This is a genomic window from Rathayibacter sp. AY1E6, from assembly GCF_002931115.1.
Taxonomy (GTDB): Bacteria; Actinomycetota; Actinomycetes; order Actinomycetales; family Microbacteriaceae; genus Rathayibacter.
Genome location: NZ_PSVK01000021.1, coordinates 41,139 through 58,002, shown reverse-complemented (window position 1 = coordinate 58,002; position 16,864 = coordinate 41,139). Strand labels below are relative to the sequence as shown.

The window sequence follows — 16,864 nt, the reverse complement described above, 5'->3', positions numbered from 1 at the left end:
GCCCCGCCGGCCCCCGCCGACGGCTCCGGCCCTGCCGCGCCCGTCGCCCCGCAGGCGCCCTCCGAGAGCACCGCTCCCGACACCGAGGACGCCCCCACCGGAAGCTGACACCCGACCGCTCGCCCCGCTCGCGCGGGGGAACGCCGACGGCCCGGAGGACACTGTCCCCCGGGCCGTCGGCGTCCGTCAGCGCGCGTCGCGGCGGCGGCGCGTCACTCCGAGCGCGAGCGCTCCACCGGCGAGCAGGGCGAGGGCCGCCGCGGCGGTCCAGCCCGTCTCGACGCCGGTGCTCGCGAGTCCCGAGCCGGTCCGCGGAGGAACGGCGCCGGCCGGAGCAGGAGCCGGCGTGCGGGTCGGCTCGGCCGTCGGCGCGACCGTGGGCTGCGCGGTCGGCGCCGTGGTCGGCTCAGCCGTCGGCGCCACCGTCGGCTCGACAGTCGGTCCCGGGGTCGGCACCGTCCCCGCCCCGAACACGGACTCCGCGGAGCCGAGCGATGCGAGCACCGTCTCGCCGTTCGCGTCGTCCACGCCGTCGTTGTCGGTCACCGCGAACACCTCGCCGGAGCCGGTGATCCCGAGGCCCTCGAGCTTCTCCTGGGTCCAGCCGTTCCCGGCCTGCAGCGCGGGCAGCACGTCGACCGCGAGGGTCTTCTCGAGTATCGGCAGCGTCTCGCCGACCGCCGCGCCGGCCTCCGTCGGCAGCGGCACCGAGTACACGGCCTTCAGCGCGGCGTCCGGCCCGTTGAGCTTGTCGCGCTCGATCACCGCGAGCGTGCCCGCGGGGGTCAGCGTGATCTCCGAGAGCCCGTTCCAGTCGCCGTCCGCCCCGGACACTGCCTCCAGCGGGTAGCCGAAGAAGCTCCAGCTGTCGGCGGCGACGTCGTAGCGCCCGATCCGGACCACTCCGTCGGCGTCGATCGAGGCCTCGCGCTGCAGCGCCGTCCAGACGATCTCACCGGCGGCGCCGTCCTCGACGGTCACGCCCTCGAAGCCCTGCTTGCCCAGTGCGGAGGCGAGCTCCGCGGGCAGGGCGATCCGCTCGGTCACCGCGGCGTCCGCGTCGAGTCGCAGGAGCGCGTTGCCGTCGCCTGTCCCGCCCTCCGTCACGGCCCAGAAGCCGCCGTCGACGCGGGCGGCGATCCCTTCCAGATCCAGAGCGGCGGGCTCGCCGCCCTCGGTCACCGTGAGGGTCGTGTCGAGCAGCGCCAGCGAGACGGAGGTGTCGATCGAGTGGAGGGTGCTCGGCGCGTAGGCGCTGTCGCTCACCGCGTACAGGCGGTCGGGCGCCGCCGGATCGGTCGAGAGGCCCGAGAGCGCGCCCCAGGGCAGCGGCGATCCGTCGACGTCGGCCGACAGCACGGTCGGGAACGCGGGGGCGGAGGCGCCGAGCGCGTAGAGCTGCACGCTCGCGCGGACGGCGGCCTCGGCGTCGTCGGTCTCGCTCGAGACGACCAGCAGGTCGCGCTCGGGCAGGGCGAGCAGCCCCTCCGGACCCGGGGTCGACGGCAGCGCCTGCACGAAGCGCGGCGCGGTCGGCTCCGACACGTCGTAGACGGCCACGAAGTTGGCCCGCTCGGCGCCGACGAACACGTAGGGGACGCCGTCGAAGGTGGCCGAGAGCAGGCCCTCGGGCTCGGAGCCCTTCGCGTCGGAGCGCTTGTCCGGGTAGAGCCCGAGGCGCACCGCGAGATGGTCGAACGAGTTCCCGGCGTCCCACTGCACGGCCCCGGTCGCGGCGTCGAGGATCGACCAGCCGCGCGTGCCGCCCTTCCAGTCGCCCTCGTTCGCGATCGCGACGTGGTCGTCGCCGACCCAGCCGATCGCGTCGGGCTCGCGCGGGACGTCGGTGATCGAGCCGGTCAGCGAGATCGAGTCGTCGTCGAGCGTGTCGATGCCGCCGACGGAGGCGGTGCCCGCGGTGTACGAGGCGGTGACGGAGCGGGTGGCCAGGTCGACGATCGCGACGGCATTGTTCTCCTGCAGCGTCACGGCGACGGCCGTGTCGGCCGGGTTGATCGAGACGTACTCGGGCTCCGGGTCCGACGGGGTGTCGAGGCCGGCGAGACCGGTGAGGTCGACGTGCTCCGGCACCCAGGCGGAGGGGTCGCCCGCGAGGTCCATCACCACGAGCTCCCCGGCGGGCGCCTGCGGGAGGTCGCCCTCCTCGCCGCCCTCGGGGGCGAGGTCCTCGTCGCGCTGGTTCTCGATCGCGATGACCGCGGTCGAGCCGTCGGTGGTGACGTCGATGGAGTCGGGCTGGCCGCCGAGCTCGATGCTCGCGACGGGCGCGAGGTCGTCGGCGTGCAGCACGCTGACGTGGCCGGAGGGGTTCGCGAAGTCGCCGTCGCTCGTGTCGACCACCGCGAGGACGTACTCGCCGGTCGCGTAGACCGAGGTCGGCTCGCCGCCCACGCCGACGCCGCCGCGCGGCTCGGGGGCGTCGGGGTCCGAGATGTCGAGGACGTTGATGCGCTGCCCGGCGGAGTCCGTCGAGTAGACCAGGCGGCCGTCGGGCGACGCGCTCGAGATCTCGGCGACGGCGGAGTCGGCGGACGGGTCGGCCGCGTTGAGGTAGGCCGGCACCGTGGCGATACGGGTGAAGAAGGAGTCGCCCGCCGCGGAGGCGGGCAGGGCCGCGGCTCCGAGGGTGCAGCCGGCGAGGGTGACGGTGAGGGCGAGGGCGGCGGTGCGGGTGCGGGTGCGGGCGCGGGTATGACGAGAGGACACGGGTCTCCTGAGCGGCTTCGAAGGAACCCGCCCACGCTGGCCGCCCCCGGTGAACGCCCCGCCGCCCGCAGGTGTCCGCCCGGCGAACGCGCGGTGGCGGAGCCGCGACCGGGCGGGGGTCTCGAGACGCCGCACGGACGCCTCGAGATCCGCCAGGCGGCGTGGTCAGCGCGCGAGACCCTCGGCGGCCGAGCCCCAGGAGCCGAGGGCCGCGCGGACGCGCTCGTCGCGCGCGAGCGTCAGCGCCTCCGCGTACCCCTCCTCCAGCACGTCGTCGAGCCGCACCCGCGCGCCCGTCTCGGAGGAGCGGACCGCCGCCTCCACCATCGCGAGGCTCCGCACGTTCGAGTGCACCTCGCCCGAGGGCACCGCCCCCGAGCCCAGCACCCGCACGAACTCCGCGAGCGAGCCCGCGATCTCCTCGGGCACGGGCTCGAGCGCGGCGGTCCGCACCGCCTCCGACTCGCGCGACTGCCACTCCGGAGCGCCGTCGCCGTCCCAGTGCGCGGTGCCGCCGGCCCCGTTCACGCGCCAGTCGCCGTTCCACGAGGTCTCGAGGCCGTCGGCGCACCAGCTGCCGGTGTAGCTGAAGCGCACTCCGCCGGCGAACTCGAACACGGCGCTCGCCGCGGCTCCGTCGGCGTACCAGCTCCAGCCCGGGTTGTACTCCTCGCAGTAGACCGCGACCGGGTCGCTGTCGAGCAGGTACCGCGCCGCGTCGAAGGCGTGGATCGCCATGTCGACCAGGAGCACGTGGTCCATCTCGTCGCGGAAGCCGCCGAAGCGGGGCGCCTTCGCGAAGTGCACGGAGGCGGTGCCCAGCTGCCCGAGCCCGACGATCTGCTCGCGGAAGGCGGTGATCGCCGAGTAGTAGCGGCGCGACTGGCTGGTCATCAGGAGCCGGCCCGAGGCCTCGGCCGTCGCCGCGAGCACCAGCGCCTCGGCGATGGTCGGCGCGATCGGCTTCTCGGAGAGCACGGGCAGCCCGGCGAACAGCGCCTCCGAGCTGACGGGCAGGTGCGCCCGCGGCACGGTCACGTTGACCACGGCGTCGGCGCCGGAGCGCGCGGCGACCTCGGCGACGGAGGTGCCGACCGCGACCGGGCCGACCCCCTCCTCCTCCGCGGCAGCCGTGGCGAGGTCGACGTCGAGGTCGACCAGGCCAACGAGCTCGGCGTCCGAGGAGTCGCGGATGGTGCGGATCCAGGCGCGGCCCATCGCGCCGGCGCCGACCTGGACGAGGCGGACCGTCATCGGACGAGCGCTCCCTCGTAGTCCTGGCCGTTGTGGAAGTCCTCGGTCTCGTAGCGTTGCAGCACCGGGAGGCGGCGCTCGGGGCGCGAGGAGCGCACCCACTCGACGCCGTTCGCGATCACGCGGCGCACCTCGGCCTGGTGGTAGACGGGGTAGTCCTGGTCGCCGGGGGAGAAGAAGAAGATGCGCCCGTGGCCGCGCTTCCAGGTCATGCCGGAGCGGAAGACCTCGCCGCCCGTGAAGGTCGAGAGGAACACGAGCTCGTCGGGCGCCGGCACGTCGAAGAACTCGCCGTACATCTCCTGCTGCGGGATCAGGAAGGGGTGCGGGATCCCCTGGGCGATGGGGTGCGTGGGGTCGACGGTCCAGACCAGCTCGCGGTCCTGCTCCGAGCGCCAGCGCAGCGTGCAGGTGGTGCCCATGAGCTTGCCGAAGATCTTCGACCAGTGGCCGGAGTGCAGGACGACGAGGCCCATGCCCGAGAGGACGTGGCGCTGGACGCGCTCGACGATCTCGTCGGAGACGTCGCCGTGGGCCATGTGGCCCCACCAGACGAGCACGTCGGTGGCGTCGAGGACGTCCTCGGTGAGGCCGTGCTCGGGCTCGTCGAGTGTGGTGGTGGAGACGGTGGCGCGCTCGCCGAGGTTCTCGCGGATGCCGTCGGCGATCGTGCTGTGCATGCCGTCGGGGTAGATCGCGCGGACCTTCTCCTCGATCTGCTCATGGCGGTTCTCGCCCCAGACGAGGACGCGGACGGGGGAGGAGGGTGTGGTCACGGTGTTCCTTCTTCGACGGTGGAGACGGTGCGGCAGTGGGCGGCCCGACACGGGGTTAACCGCTTTACCGGCCGCGTCTCCTAGGATGCGGGAGACGTCCGCCCCGCGTCAACCACGGCCGGGCGGCGCGAGCGGAGGAGGCGCGGTGGCCACGATGAGGGACGTCGCGCGCCTCGCGGGGGTCTCGATCGCGACGGTCTCGTTCGTGGTCAACGACACCAAGCCCGTCTCGCCCGAGACCCGCGAGCGGGTGCGGGCGGCGATGCGCGAGCTCGGCTTCCGGCCGCACGCCCTGGCCCGCGCTCTCGCGCGGCGCCGCTCCGGGATCGTCGCGGTCGTCTATCCGCTCGTGTCGAGCCGGCCGCTCAACACCGCCACCTCGTTCCTGCTCGGAGCCGCCGAGGCCGCGGCGGAGCAGGACCACTCGATCGTCCTGTGGCCGACGGTCGGCGGCTCCGACCGCCTCGCCGACCTGCGCGCCGACGGCCTGATCGACGGCGTCGTGCTGATGCAGGTCACCAGCGAGGACGAGCGCGTGCCGGTCCTGCGGGACTCCGGCACGCCCTTCGCCCTCATCGGGCGCACCCGCGACCCGTCCGCCCTCGACTGGGTCGACATCGACTTCGAGGGGATGGTCGAGGAGGCGCTCGGCCGGCTCGCCGGCCTGGGGCACGCGCGGGTGGCGCTCGTGCTCGGCCCGGACCGCGACGCCGCGGCCGACTTCGGCCCCTACGCGCGCACCCAGGAGGCGTTCGCGCTCGCCTGCGCGGCCCGCGGCGTCGAGGGCGTGCTGCTGCGCTGCGAGGAGTCCCCCGCCGGCGGCCGCACCCTCGCCCGCTCGTTCGACCCCGCCTCCGCGACCGCCGTGGTGATCGTCAACGGGGGCGCCGCCGTCGGGTTCGCGCACGAGGTGCGGCACCGCGGGCTGCGCGTGCCCGAGGACCTCTCGATCGTCCTGCTCGCCTCCGACCCCGACGTCGCCGACCTGGCCGACCCGGCGCTCGACCTGCTCGTCGCGCCCGGCCGCGAGCTCGGCCGCCGCGGAGTGGAGGCGCTGCTCGCCCGCCTCGCCGACCCGGCGGCGCCGCTCCTCCAGGAGCGCATCGGCGGCCCGTGGCGCCCCGGCGGCTCGGTCGCCCCTCCGCGCTGACGGCCGGCGCCCCGGGAAGCCCCGGGAGCGCGCGCTACGGCACGATCGAGTCGATGTAGCCGCCGTCGACGCGCACGGCGGCGCCCGTGGTGGCCGAGGCGAGCGGGGAGGCGAGGTACGCCACCATGTGGGCGATCTCCTCCGGCTCGATGAGGCGCTTCAGCAGCGACTGCGGCCGGTGCAGGCGCATGAACTCGCGCTGCGCCTCCTCCCACGGCAGCTCGCGGTCGACCAGCTCGTAGACGAAGTCCTCGACGCCGCCCGTGTGGGTCGGCCCGGCGAGCACGCTGTTCACCGTCACCCCGGTGCCGGCGGCGGCCTTGGCGAAGCCGCGCGAGACGCCCAGCAGCGCGGTCTTCGACACTCCGTAGTGGATCATCTCGGCGGGCGTGACGACGGCGGAGTCGCTGCCGATGTAGAGGACGCGGCCCCACTCGCGCTCCATCATCCCGGGGAGGTAGGCGCGGGTCAGGCGCACGCCGGTGAGCACGTTGACCTCGAAGTAGCGGCGCCACTCGGCGTCGTCGATGGAGAGCGCATCGGCGGAGCCGAAGATCCCGAGGTTGTTGACGAGCACATCCACGTCGGCGGCCGCCCGCAGGAGGGAGGCCGTGCCCTTCTCCGTCGACACGTCGGCCGCGACTCCGCGCACCCGCGCCTCCGGCACCGCCGCGCCGACGGCCTCGATCGCCCGGCGGATCGACCGCTCGGAGCGGGCGTTCACGATCACCTCGGCGCCCGCCTCCGCGAGCGTCGTCGCGATGGCCAGCCCGATGCCCTGCCCCGACCCCGTGACGAGGGCCGTGCGCCCGGTGAGATCCAACCCGATCATGCTGCTCCGCTCCGCGCCGCCGCCCGCCGGCCGCGCTCGGGGTCGAGCATGCCACCGAGCCCTGACATCCGGCCCGCTTCCGGCTGAGGACGCCCGCGGGTCGCCGCGGCGTCGCTCGGAACGGCGGAGACCGTTGCCAACCGGACACTCGTGCGTTACGGTCTAATCAATCGGCAATACGTATTACCCGCGGGTAGTAGGCCGATGATCCAGACTGTCGACGAGGACGAGGCGAACGCGTGACCCCGATGCAAGCAGATGTCGCCGTGATCGGCGGCGGCCTCGGAGGAGTGGCGGCGGCGATCGCCCTCGCCCGCAACGGCCTCTCGGTCGTGCTGACCGAGCAGTACCCGTGGCTGGGCGGCCAGCTCACCTCGCAGGGCGTCCCGCCGGACGAGCACACCTGGGTCGAGCAGTTCGGCGTCACCGCCGACTACCGGCGCCTCCGGGACGGCATCCGCGGCTACTACCGCCGCAACTACCCCCTCACCGCCGAGGCGATGCGCGACGACCGCCTGAACCCCGGCCGCGGACTCGTGAGCCGGCTCTGCGCCGAGCCCCGCGTCGCCGTCGCCGTGCTCGACGAGATGCTCGCCCCCTACCGCTCGAGCGGAGCGATCCGCGTCGTCACCGGCGTCGTCCCCTTCGCCGTCGACGGCGGCCCGGGCCGGATCGAGCGCGTCCTGCTGCGCGACGCGGTCTCGGGCGAGGAGCTCGCCGTCTCCGGACGGTACGTGGTCGACGCGACCGAGACGGGGGAGCTGCTCCCCCTCGCGGAGGTCGACTACGTCACGGGGTCCGAGTCGCGCGACGAGCACGGCGAGCCCAGCGCTCCCGCCGTCGCCGACCCGATGAACGTGCAGGCCGTCACCTGGTGCTTCGGCTTCGACAGCGCGGACGGCGACCACACCATCGAGCGCCCGACCGACTACGACTACTGGCACGAGTACGAGGTGCCGTTCTGGGGCGGGAAGCTCCTCTCCTTCACCGCGCCGAACCCGAGGACGCTGCGCCCCGAGACCCGCACGATGCACGTGAACGCCGTGGGCGACACCCGCACCGCGGACCAGCGCGCGCAGGGCGGGGACACCGACCTCTGGATGTTCCGCCGGATCCTCGCGACCGAGACCCTCCGGCCGGGCGCGCTCGACAGCGACATCGTGCTCGCGAACTGGCCGATGCTCGACTACCTCGACAGCTCGATCCTCGACGTGCCGGAGCCGGAGAAGCACCTCGCCGGCGCCCGCGCGCTCTCGCTGTCGTACTTCTACTGGCTCCAGACCGAGGCGCCCCGGCCCGACGGCGGCCGCGGCTGGCCCGGGCTCCGGCTCCGCGGCGACGTGATGGGCACCGCCGACGGCCTCGCGCAGGCCCCCTACGTCCGCGAGTCCCGCCGGATCCGCGCGCTCACCACGGTGCGCGAGCAGGACGTCTCCGTCGCCGCCCGCGGGACGGGGAGCCCCGCGCGCTTCGACGACTCCGTCGGCGTGGGCATGTACCGGATCGACCTGCACCCGACCACCGGAGGCGACAACTACCTCGACGTGGAGTGCTCGCCGTTCGAGATCCCGCTCGGCGCCCTCGTGCCGCGCACCCCGACGAACCTGCTGCCCGGGGGCAAGAACATCGGGACGACGCACATCACCAACGGCGCGTACCGCCTCCACCCCGTGGAGTGGAACATCGGCGAGGCCGTCGGCGAGCTGGCGGCCCTCGCCCTCGCCGAGGACCTGTCGCCCCACGAGATCGCCGCCGACCCCGCCCTCGTCGCCCGCCTGCAGGCGAGGCTCGAGTCGCGCGGCGTAGAGACCCACTGGCCCGACGTCGTCGGGTACTGACCGGGAACACCGAGAAGACCATTGGAGAAAGAGAGACGATGAGACCAGCGAAGAAGCTGATGGCCTCGCTCGCCGCAGTCGGAGTGATCGCCGCCCTCTCGGGCTGCGGCGCCGCCGGCGGCGGGGACGACTCAGCACCCGTCGCTCTGAGGATGTCCGTCTGGACCTCCGACGAGAAGCAGCTCGCCCTGTTCGACTCGATGGCCGACGAGTACATCGCCGACCACCCCGAGATCGAGTCCGTGACCTTCGAGTCCCTCCCGTTCGCGGACTACAACTCGACCCTGACCACGCAGGCCGCGGGCGGCAACGCCCCCGACCTCGCCTGGGTGGGCGACATCGCGAAGGATCTGATCGACGCCGGAGCACTCGCTCCGCTGACCGAGACCTTCGAGGGGACCGAGGGCTACGAGTACGACGACATCCTGCCCAGCGTGGCGCAGTCGTTCAGCCAGGACGGCGAGCTCTACGCGTACCCGTTCTCCAACTCGCCGTTCGCGCTGTACGTGAACCAGGACCTCATCGCGCAGGCCGGGCAGACCGTCGACCCCGCGACGCTCAGCTGGGAGGACGTCGACCGCATCGGCGCGGCCGTCAACGAGTCGACCGGCAAGGCCGGCTACATCATCCGCGACTTCGACTTCTCGGGCTGGCTGAGCCTCGCGAACCTCTGGGCGGGCTGGGGAGCCCAGCCGTGGAGCGACGACGGGACCCAGTGCACGATGGACTCGCCCGAGATGGTGGAGGCGTTCCAGTTCTTCCACGACTCGGTCTACGTCAGCGGCGCGACCCCCGGACCCGGCGTGACGGCGGACTTCTTCGCCGGCGACGCCGCGTTCACGACCGCGCAGGTCTCGCGGGCGAGCCTGCTCGACGGCTCGTTCCCGTTCGAGATCTACCCGCTGCCCGTCGGCCCCGCCGGCGAGTACGGCAACATCGGCCAGGCCGGCATGGCTGCGCTCGCAGGCGGCGACCACGTGGAGGAGGCGACCGGCTTCCTCTCGTTCATGACCAACCCGGAGAACTCCGCCAAGCTCGCGCAGTTCTTCCCGCCGCCCCGCGAGTCGCTGCTGTCCGGTGAGGAGCTGGCGAAGGTCAACACGCGCCTCAGCGCCGAGCAGCTCGACCGCGTCGTGGTCGACGAGCTCGCCGACGTGTCCGCCACCCCTCCGGTGACGAGCCCCGCCGAGATCACCTCGGTCGGCAAGACGGCGCTGGACCGCATGTGGTCGGCCGACGCCGACGTCGCCGAGGTGCTCGGAGGCGTCTGCGACGCCATCGCGCCCGTCCTCCAGGGGAAGTGATCCCGTGACCGCGACCTCGACGGACAGCCGCCGATCCGCTCCCGCCGGCGCCTACTGGAACCTCCGGCGCCGCGACGCGCTCGCCGGCTGGCTCTTCATCGCGCCCCAGCTGCTCGGTGTGATCGTGTTCGTGCTGCTGCCCGTCGGGCTCGCGGTCTGGTTCAGCCTCAACGAGTGGAACGTCTTCACCGGCTCCATGACCTTCGTGGGCGGCGAGAACTACGAGCGGGCGATCAACGACCCGAGCATCGGCGCGGTGCTCGGCACGACCGCGGTCTTCTCCGGGGGAGTGGTCGTCCTGAATCTCGCCCTCGGGCTGGGCCTGGCCGTGCTGCTGAACCGGAGGATCCCGGGCGGCGCCCTGTTCCGCACGCTCTTCTTCTCGCCCGTCGTCATCTCGGTGGTCGCCTGGACCCTCGTCTGGGGCTTCCTCCTCCAGGACAACGGCGCGATCAACGGCCTGCTCTCGCTGGTCGGCCTCGACGGGCCGAACTGGCTCCAGGAGGGACCCACCGCGATGGCGAGCGTCATCGTCACGCAGGTCATCCGCAGCGTCGGCGTCAACATGGTGCTCTTCCTCGCCGCGCTGCAGGGAGTGCCGGGCGACCTCTACGAGGCGGCCCGCCTGGACGGCGCGAGCCCCCGCGCGATCTTCTTCCGGATCACGCTCCCGCTCATCTCGCCCACCCTGCTCCTCACCGGCATCCTCACGATCGTCGGCTCGCTGCAGGCGTTCGCGCAGGTCGCCGTCCTGACCGAGGGCGGGCCGGAGCTGTCGACGACAGTGCTCGTCTACTACGTGTTCCAACAGGCCTTCGAGTTCAGCGACATCGGCTACGGCGCGACGCTCTCGCTGATGCTGCTCCTCTTCGTCCTGATCCTCACGGTCGTGCAGTGGCAGCTGCGCAGGAAATGGGTCTTCTATGAGAACTGACGCCGTCGTCGAGCAGGGGACCCCGCTCACGCCACGCCTCGAAGCCGTCCCGGAGCCGCCCGTCAAGCGCCGCCGCGGCCGCAGCCCGCTCATGACCGCCCTGCTCGTCGTGACGCTGATCCTGCTCGTGCTGCCGTTCGCGGTGCCGACGTTCTGGATGATCGCCTCGTCGTTCAAGCCGGTGAACGAGATCTTCTCGAACCCGCCGACCCTGCTGCCGGACTCGCCGAGCCTGGCGGGCTACGCCGAGGCGTTCCGGTTCCAGCCGTTCGCGCTCCAGTACTGGAACAGCCTCTACATCGCGGTCACGGTCACCGTGGTCACGCTGCTGGTGTCGAGCCTGGCAGGCTACGCCTTCGCCCGGATCCCGTTCCCGGGACGCAACGCGGTGTTCCTCGTCGTCCTGACCGGCCTGCTGGTGCCGACGGAGGTGACGATCATCCCGCTGTTCCAGATCTTCCGGCAGCTCGGCTTCATCGACACCCACGTGCCGCTGCTGCTGGTGCCGATGGTCGGAGCGCCGGCGGTGCTGGGCACGTTCATCATGCGGCAGTACTTCATCGCGATGCCCGGCGAGCTCGAGGAGGCCGCGCGCCTGGACGGCCTCGGCCGCTTCGGGATCTGGCGGCGCATCTTCCTGCCGCTGTCCAAGCCGGCGCTGTCGGCCGTCGCGATCCTGACCTTCCTCGGGTCCTGGAACATGTACCTCGAGCCGACGGTCTACCTGACCTCACCCGAGCTCTTCACCCTGCCCCAGGCGCTCACCCGCTTCACCGACGCCTACGGCGGGGAGATGTGGGACGTGCAGCTCGCCGCGGCGACGATGACGGTCGTGCCCGTGCTGGCCGTGTTCCTCCTCGCTCAGCGGCAGTTCGTGGAAGGGCTCGCGCACTCCGGTCTGAAAGGCTGACCCGGTGTTCACGGATCGCCCCCTCGCCGCCCTCCGCGAGTTCCGTGCGGAGGTCGCGGAGCCCGACGACTTCGACGCCTTCTGGCGGGCCACCCTCGCGCTCGGGCGGGAGGGCGGCCCCGGCGTCAGCGCCGCGCCGGTCGACGCGGGCCTCCCGCTGGTGCGGGTGCGGGACGTGCGGTTCCCCGGCTTCGCGGGCGAGCCGATCGCCGCCTGGCTGATGACCCCCGCGGTCGACCCGGGCGCCCCGCTCCCCGTGGTGATCGAGTACCCCGGGTACGGCAGCGGACGGGGCCGTCCGATCGAGCATCTCTGGATCGCCGCCGCCGGGTACGCGCACCTGGTCGTCGACGCGCGAGGCCAGGGAGCCGGCCGCCTCGCCCGCTCCGGAGCCACCCCCGACCCCCACGGCAGCGGACCCGCGTACCCCGGGGTCACGACCCGCGGCATCGAGTCGCCCGAGACGTACTACTACCGGCGCCTCATCGCGGACGCGGCGCTCGCCGTCGACGCCGTGGAGTCGCTCCCCGGGCTGGACCCGGACCGCGTGTCGGTCTTCGGCGGCAGCCAGGGCGGAGCGCTCGCGACCGCCGCGGCGGCGCTGCGCCCCCGGGTGCGCGCCGCGATCGCCCTGGTGCCCTTCCTCTCCGACGTCCTCCGCGCCACGACCGTCACGAACGAGGCGCCCTACGTGGAGATCGCCCGCTACCTGGCGACCCGCCCCGAGGACCTCGACGCCGTCGAGCGGACCCTCTCCTACGTCGACGGCGTCCACTTCTCGCGGCGCCTGGGCTGCCGGGTGCACCGCTCGGTCGGCCTGATGGACCCGATCTGCCCGCCCTCGACGGTCTTCGCCTCCCACAACGTCTCCGGCGGCGAGACGTCGATCGACGTGTGGCCGTACAGCGGGCACGAGGGCGGCGGGGTCGGCGACCGCGAGCGGGCGCTGGAGGTGCTGCGGGAGGTCCTCGGGTGACCGGACGGGCGTGACCCCGCGTCTCAGGACGTCGGCGCCTCCTCCATCCCCAGCCGCATCGCCAGGTCCATGGCACGCAGGCGGGCCGGCGAGACGTCGTAGGGCAGGCTCCGGATGATCTCGCCGGCGCTCCGGGCGCGGGAGCCCTGTGCGGGATCGGGGGCCGGCGCGGGGTCCTCGGGCGGGTGCGCCTCGTCCCACGCGTCGAAGATCGCCTCGTCCTCCTCGAGCTGACCGGACTCCTCGACGACGCGCATCAGCCGGGCCTCGAAGGCGTGCCGCTCCCGCGCCACCTGCTCCACCCGGGGGTCGTCCTCGGCGACCGTGTCGTCGAGGGCCTCCTCGGCGGCGTCGACGCGGTCGGCCTCCGCCCGCAGCGCCGGATCGGCGGCCAGGACGACGAAGCGGCCGGCCTGGGAGACGGCGCCCAGCGGGCCGAACATCCGCTCGGTGACCAGCAGGGTGTCGAGGTCGGCCTGGCGCAGCGAGCCCTCGGGCGCGCCCTCGAGGCGGCGCGAGACGATGTCGTCGAGCAGCCCCAGCCGGCCGCCGAGGGTCCGCATGCGCCGGACCGAGGCCCGCTTCCGCTGCAGCTCCTCCTCCTGCGCGGCGAGCGCGTCGTCCAGCCGCGCGAGGACGCCCGCGACCTCGTCCTCGCGGTCGGCGCTGTCCTCGGCGCCGGCCGGGGCTGCGACGGCGAAGGCGTCCCGGATGTCCTCGAGTGCGACCCCGGCGTCGGCCAGGCGGCGGATCCAGAGCAGCCGGATGATGTCGTCGTAGCCGTAGCGCCTGCGGCTGTCGCCGCCCCGCTCGCGCTCGGGGAGCAGGCCGAGCCGGTGGTAGTGGCGGATCGCCCGCGGAGTGACGCCGGCGAACGCGGCGGCGTCGCCGATCTGCACCTGGCGGGGCGGGGCGGGGAACGACTGCATGGGGGACCTCTCCGATCGGGACGGTGTGCATCGAGCAGACCACATGACGCAGGGGCAGGAGCAAGCCGGCCCGGCCTGCTCCCGCCCCGCGTCCCCTCGCGCTCAGCGCGCCAGGCGCACCGTCGCGATCTCGAACGGACGCAGCTCGAGGCGCACGTCGGCCGACTCCGCCTCGACGGAGCTCTCGATGCGGACCTGCTCGGTCGGGCGCTCCATCAGGTCGGTGCGGGTGACCGCCCGGACGGCGAAGGCGGCGCGGAGGGTCGCTGCGGCGCGGCGGCCGAGCGACTCGTAGAGCCGCACGATCACGTCGCCGCTCCCGTCGTCCGCCGCCTTCACGGCCTCGACGATCACCGAGGGGTCGTCGATCGACACCAGGGGAGCGACGGGCGCGGCGCCGGTGAGCCTGCGGACCGGGGTGTTCAGCGCGTAGCCGGCCTCGACGGCGTCGGGAAGCTCGGCGCCGACCACGAGCGACACTGCGAGGCGGTGGCGGCCCTGGTCGGCGTCCGGGTCGGGGAACAGCGGCGCGCGCAGGAGCGAGAGCCGGACTGTGGTCGTCGGTGTGCCGGCCGCGGCGCGGTCGCGGGTGATGTCGTGCCCGTAGGTGGAGTCGTTGACGACCGCGACGCCGAAGCCCGGCTCGCCGACGTGCACCCAGCGGTGCGCGACGGTCTCGAAGCGCGCGGCGTCCCACGTCGTGTTCACGTGGGTCGGGCGGTGCACGTGGCCGAACTGGATCTCGGACGTCGCCCGGTCCGAGAGCAGGTCGAGCGGGAAGGCGAGCTTGAGCAGCTTGCGGCGCTCGTGCCAGTCGATGTCGAGGCCGAGGTCGACGGCCGCCCGGCCGATCTGCAGCGAGACGGTCTGCACGACCGTGGAGCCGCCGAACGAGCGGGTGATCACGACCGCCGGCACCTCGCGGCCGAGCGGGTCGCTCACGGTGCCGGCGCGGACCGAGTCGACGCCGACGAGGTCCTCCACCGTGCGGCGGTAGTTGTCGTCGAGGTCCCAGGCGTCCCACTTGTTCGGGGTGTCGCGGTGGAGCTGGAGGAGCCCCGCGGCGGCGCCGGCGGGCACGACCTCCCGGCCGCTCGCGAGGTCCACGACCGACTCGAGGAGCCCGGAGGCGCCGATCCGCACCCGGACGAGCCCGTTGTCGAGGACGTGGGCGTCGCCGTCGGAGCGGAGCGTCGGGGCCGAGTGCTCCGCGGCGGGGTCGGCCGCGGCCGCGCCGAGCGCCGGCACGCCCCCGACGGGGAAGGGGGAGGAGTTCACCAGCAGCTCCGCGGAGCCCTCGCCGGCGAGGGCGCCGACGGCCTCTGCGATCATCTCCTCGATCCGCTGCGCGATGCGGGCGTAGTTCTCCTCCGCCTCGCGGTGCACCCAGGCGATGGAGGTGCCGGGCAGGATGTCGTGGAACTGCTGCAGGAGGACCGTCCGCCACATCTCACGCAGCTCGTCGGCCGGGTACGGGACCCCGGCGCGGACGAGGGCCGTGGTCGCCCACAGCTCGATCTCGCGGAGCAGGTGCTCGCTGCGGCGGTTGCCCTGCTTGGTGCGCGCCTGCGACGTGTAGGTGCCGCGGTGGAACTCGAGGTAGAGCTCGCCCGACCAGGTGGGCGCGTCCGGGTACTCGGCCTGCGCCTCCTCGAAGAAGCGGCGGGGTGTGGACAGCTCGACGGTCGGCGAGCCCTCGAGGCTGCGCGTGCGGCGGGCGGCCGCGATCATCTCGCGGTTGGGGCCTCCTCCGCCGTCGCCGTAGCCGAAGGGCACGAGCGACATGGTGCCGCTGCCCTTCTCGGCGTACTGGCGCTCGGCGCGGGCGAGGTCCTCGCCGGAGAGGTCGGAGTTGTAGAGGTCGACGGGCGGGAAGTGCGTGAACACGCGGGTGCCGTCGATGCCCTCCCACCAGAAGGTGTGGTGGGGCATCGTGTTGGTCTCGTTCCACGAGATCTTCTGCGTGAGGAACCAGCGCCCGCCTGCTCCGGCGATGATCTGCGGCAGCGCGGCGGAGTAGCCGAAGGAGTCCGGGAGCCAGACCTCCTCCGTGTCGATCCCGAACTCGTCGAGGAAGAAGCGCTTGCCCTCGAGCAGCTGGCGCACGAGCGCCTCGCCGCCGGGCATGTTCGTGTCCGACTCGACCCACATCCCGCCGACCGGCACGAAGCGGCCCGCGAGCACGTGGCCGCGGACGCGCTCGAACAGCTCCGGGTGGTCGCGCTTCAGCCACGCGTACTGCTGCGCGGAGGAGGCGGCGAAGACGAAGCCCTCCTCGCGCTCGATCAGGTCGCAGACGTTCGAGAAGGTGCGGGCCACCTTGCGGGCGGTCTCGCGGGCGGGCCAGAGCCAGGCGGAGTCGATGTGGGCGTGGCCGACGGCGTGCAGGTGGTGCGCGCTGGCCGAGGCGGGGCGCTCGAGGACCGTCCGCAGCGCCTCCCGGCCCGCGGCGGCGGTGCCGGACACGTCGTCCGGATCGAGGACGTCGACGGCGCGGTCGAGGGCGCGGACGATCTCGGCGCGCCGCTGGGAGGACTCGGGCAGCTGCCCGATCAGCCCGACGAGCACGGCCATGTCCTGCTCCAGCTCCCAGACCTCTCGGTCGAGCAGCCCGAGCTCGAGACGGCGGAGGCGGTAGAGCGGGTCGGACGGCAGGGCGCCGTCGGCGGGGCGGCCGCCGAGCGCCGTGGGGGTGAAGGACCAGTCACCGGTGATGTTCGGGTTGGCGGCGGCCTCGATGTAGAGCTCGACCGTGCGGTCGCCCGCCTCGCGGCCGGGCAGCCGGTCGAGCGGGACCGACTGGTTGAACGGCTCGACGGCCTTCACGACCGTGCCGGTCGCGGTGAAGACGAGCCCCTCCGCCTCGAAGCCGGACTGGGCGCCGGTGTAGCCGAGGTCGACGACGAGCTCGGGCTCGCAGCCGTCGACGCCGACCCAGGAGGCGGGGATCTCGCCGCGCACGTGGAACCACACGGTGCCCCAGGGGGCGCCCCACGGCTCCCCGATGCGGGCGGGCGCGTAGGACGCGGCCCGCGCCTGGTCGAAGGGGACCGGCTCGCCCGGAGCGGTCCACGACTCGATCCCGAGCGGCTCGACCGCCCGGTGGATCGCCGGCCGGAGGCTCTCGGCGCGGAAGCGGGCGATGCGGGCTTCGATGCGGGTGCTGTCGTCATGCATGCGTTCTGGTGCTCGTTCCGTGTGCAGTGGGGGAGGGCGGCGGCGCGGAGGGCGCCG

The 16,864-nt window shown here is 73.5% G+C and carries 12 protein-coding genes; 6 read left to right on the top strand and 6 right to left on the bottom strand.

Going from position 1 to position 16,864, the window contains the following annotated elements:
* Window positions 1-186: 186 nt before the first annotated feature.
* From C5C46_RS14185 to C5C46_RS14175, 3 genes are all read right to left on the bottom strand, one after another.
* Window positions 187-2,727: an esterase-like activity of phytase family protein gene (locus C5C46_RS14185; RefSeq protein WP_104227161.1), complete on the bottom strand. Its 2,541-nt coding sequence runs from the start codon at window positions 2,725-2,727 to the stop codon at window positions 187-189.
* Window positions 2,728-2,892: 165 nt separating this feature from the next.
* Window positions 2,893-3,981, bottom strand: a complete 1,089-nt coding sequence (locus C5C46_RS14180) for a Gfo/Idh/MocA family protein (protein WP_104227160.1) — start codon at window positions 3,979-3,981, stop codon at window positions 2,893-2,895.
* Window positions 3,978-4,757: a ThuA domain-containing protein gene (locus C5C46_RS14175; protein ID WP_104224317.1), complete on the bottom strand. Its 780-nt coding sequence runs from the start codon at window positions 4,755-4,757 to the stop codon at window positions 3,978-3,980. Before C5C46_RS14175 ends, C5C46_RS14180 begins: the two co-directional genes overlap by 4 nt.
* 154 nt (window positions 4,758-4,911) lie before the next feature.
* On the opposite strand from C5C46_RS14175, the gene C5C46_RS14170 reads away from it, so the two are divergent.
* On the top strand, window positions 4,912-5,907 hold the full coding sequence (locus C5C46_RS14170) for a LacI family DNA-binding transcriptional regulator (protein ID WP_258059511.1): 996 nt from the start codon (window positions 4,912-4,914) through the stop codon (window positions 5,905-5,907).
* Between the two features lie 34 nt (window positions 5,908-5,941).
* Here the strand turns inward: C5C46_RS14170 and C5C46_RS14165 are convergent, their stop codons facing one another.
* Window positions 5,942-6,736: an SDR family NAD(P)-dependent oxidoreductase gene (locus C5C46_RS14165; RefSeq protein ID WP_104227166.1), complete on the bottom strand. Its 795-nt coding sequence runs from the start codon at window positions 6,734-6,736 to the stop codon at window positions 5,942-5,944.
* Between the two features lie 251 nt (window positions 6,737-6,987).
* On the opposite strand from C5C46_RS14165, the gene C5C46_RS14160 reads away from it, so the two are divergent.
* Genes C5C46_RS14160 through C5C46_RS14140 form a run of 5 tightly spaced genes read left to right on the top strand, consistent with a single transcriptional unit; the run spans window position 6,988 to window position 12,701 of the window.
* Window positions 6,988-8,577 (top strand): FAD-dependent oxidoreductase, encoded by a 1,590-nt coding sequence (locus C5C46_RS14160; protein WP_104227165.1) that lies wholly within the window; start codon window positions 6,988-6,990, stop codon window positions 8,575-8,577.
* Window positions 8,578-8,615: 38 nt separating this feature from the next.
* Window positions 8,616-9,881, top strand: a complete 1,266-nt coding sequence (locus tag C5C46_RS14155) for a sugar ABC transporter substrate-binding protein (protein ID WP_104224315.1) — start codon at window positions 8,616-8,618, stop codon at window positions 9,879-9,881.
* A 4-nt stretch (window positions 9,882-9,885) separates the two neighbouring features.
* Window positions 9,886-10,815, top strand: a complete 930-nt coding sequence (locus tag C5C46_RS14150; RefSeq protein WP_104224314.1) for a carbohydrate ABC transporter permease — start codon at window positions 9,886-9,888, stop codon at window positions 10,813-10,815.
* Window positions 10,805-11,725 carry a carbohydrate ABC transporter permease gene (locus C5C46_RS14145; protein ID WP_244229554.1) on the top strand — a complete coding sequence of 307 codons (921 nt, stop codon included), beginning with the start codon at window positions 10,805-10,807 and terminating at the stop codon, window positions 11,723-11,725. The genes C5C46_RS14150 and C5C46_RS14145 overlap by 11 nt, the downstream gene beginning before the upstream one ends.
* Before the next feature lie 4 nt (window positions 11,726-11,729).
* Window positions 11,730-12,701 carry an acetylxylan esterase gene (locus tag C5C46_RS14140; protein WP_104227158.1) on the top strand — a complete coding sequence of 324 codons (972 nt, stop codon included), beginning with the start codon at window positions 11,730-11,732 and terminating at the stop codon, window positions 12,699-12,701.
* A 23-nt stretch (window positions 12,702-12,724) separates the two neighbouring features.
* On the opposite strand, the gene C5C46_RS14135 is transcribed toward C5C46_RS14140, so the two are convergent.
* Entirely contained in the window at window positions 12,725-13,630 is a 906-nt protein-coding gene (locus C5C46_RS14135; RefSeq protein ID WP_219812306.1) for a MerR family transcriptional regulator, read from the bottom strand.
* Between the two features lie 102 nt (window positions 13,631-13,732).
* The gene (locus C5C46_RS14130) at window positions 13,733-16,807 is read right to left on the bottom strand and encodes a glycoside hydrolase family 38 C-terminal domain-containing protein (RefSeq protein ID WP_104227156.1); all 3,075 of its coding nucleotides are present in this window, start codon (window positions 16,805-16,807) and stop codon (window positions 13,733-13,735) included.
* Window positions 16,808-16,864 lie beyond the last annotated feature (57 nt).

What these genes read in the sequence shown, in the direction of transcription:
- C5C46_RS14135 (WP_219812306.1), bottom strand. Translation starts at nt 13,630, where the DNA reads ATGCAGTCGTTCCCCGCCCCGCCCCGCCAGGTGCAGATCGGCGACGCC.
- C5C46_RS14180 (WP_104227160.1), bottom strand. Translation starts at nt 3,981, where the DNA reads ATGACGGTCCGCCTCGTCCAGGTCGGCGCCGGCGCGATGGGCCGCGCC.
- C5C46_RS14145 (WP_244229554.1), top strand. Translation starts at nt 10,805, where the DNA reads ATGAGAACTGACGCCGTCGTCGAGCAGGGGACCCCGCTCACGCCACGC.
- C5C46_RS14130 (WP_104227156.1), bottom strand. Translation starts at nt 16,807, where the DNA reads ATGCATGACGACAGCACCCGCATCGAAGCCCGCATCGCCCGCTTCCGC.
- C5C46_RS14155 (WP_104224315.1), top strand. Translation starts at nt 8,616, where the DNA reads ATGAGACCAGCGAAGAAGCTGATGGCCTCGCTCGCCGCAGTCGGAGTG.
- C5C46_RS14170 (WP_258059511.1), top strand. Translation starts at nt 4,912, where the DNA reads ATGAGGGACGTCGCGCGCCTCGCGGGGGTCTCGATCGCGACGGTCTCG.
- C5C46_RS14160 (WP_104227165.1), top strand. Translation starts at nt 6,988, where the DNA reads ATGCAAGCAGATGTCGCCGTGATCGGCGGCGGCCTCGGAGGAGTGGCG.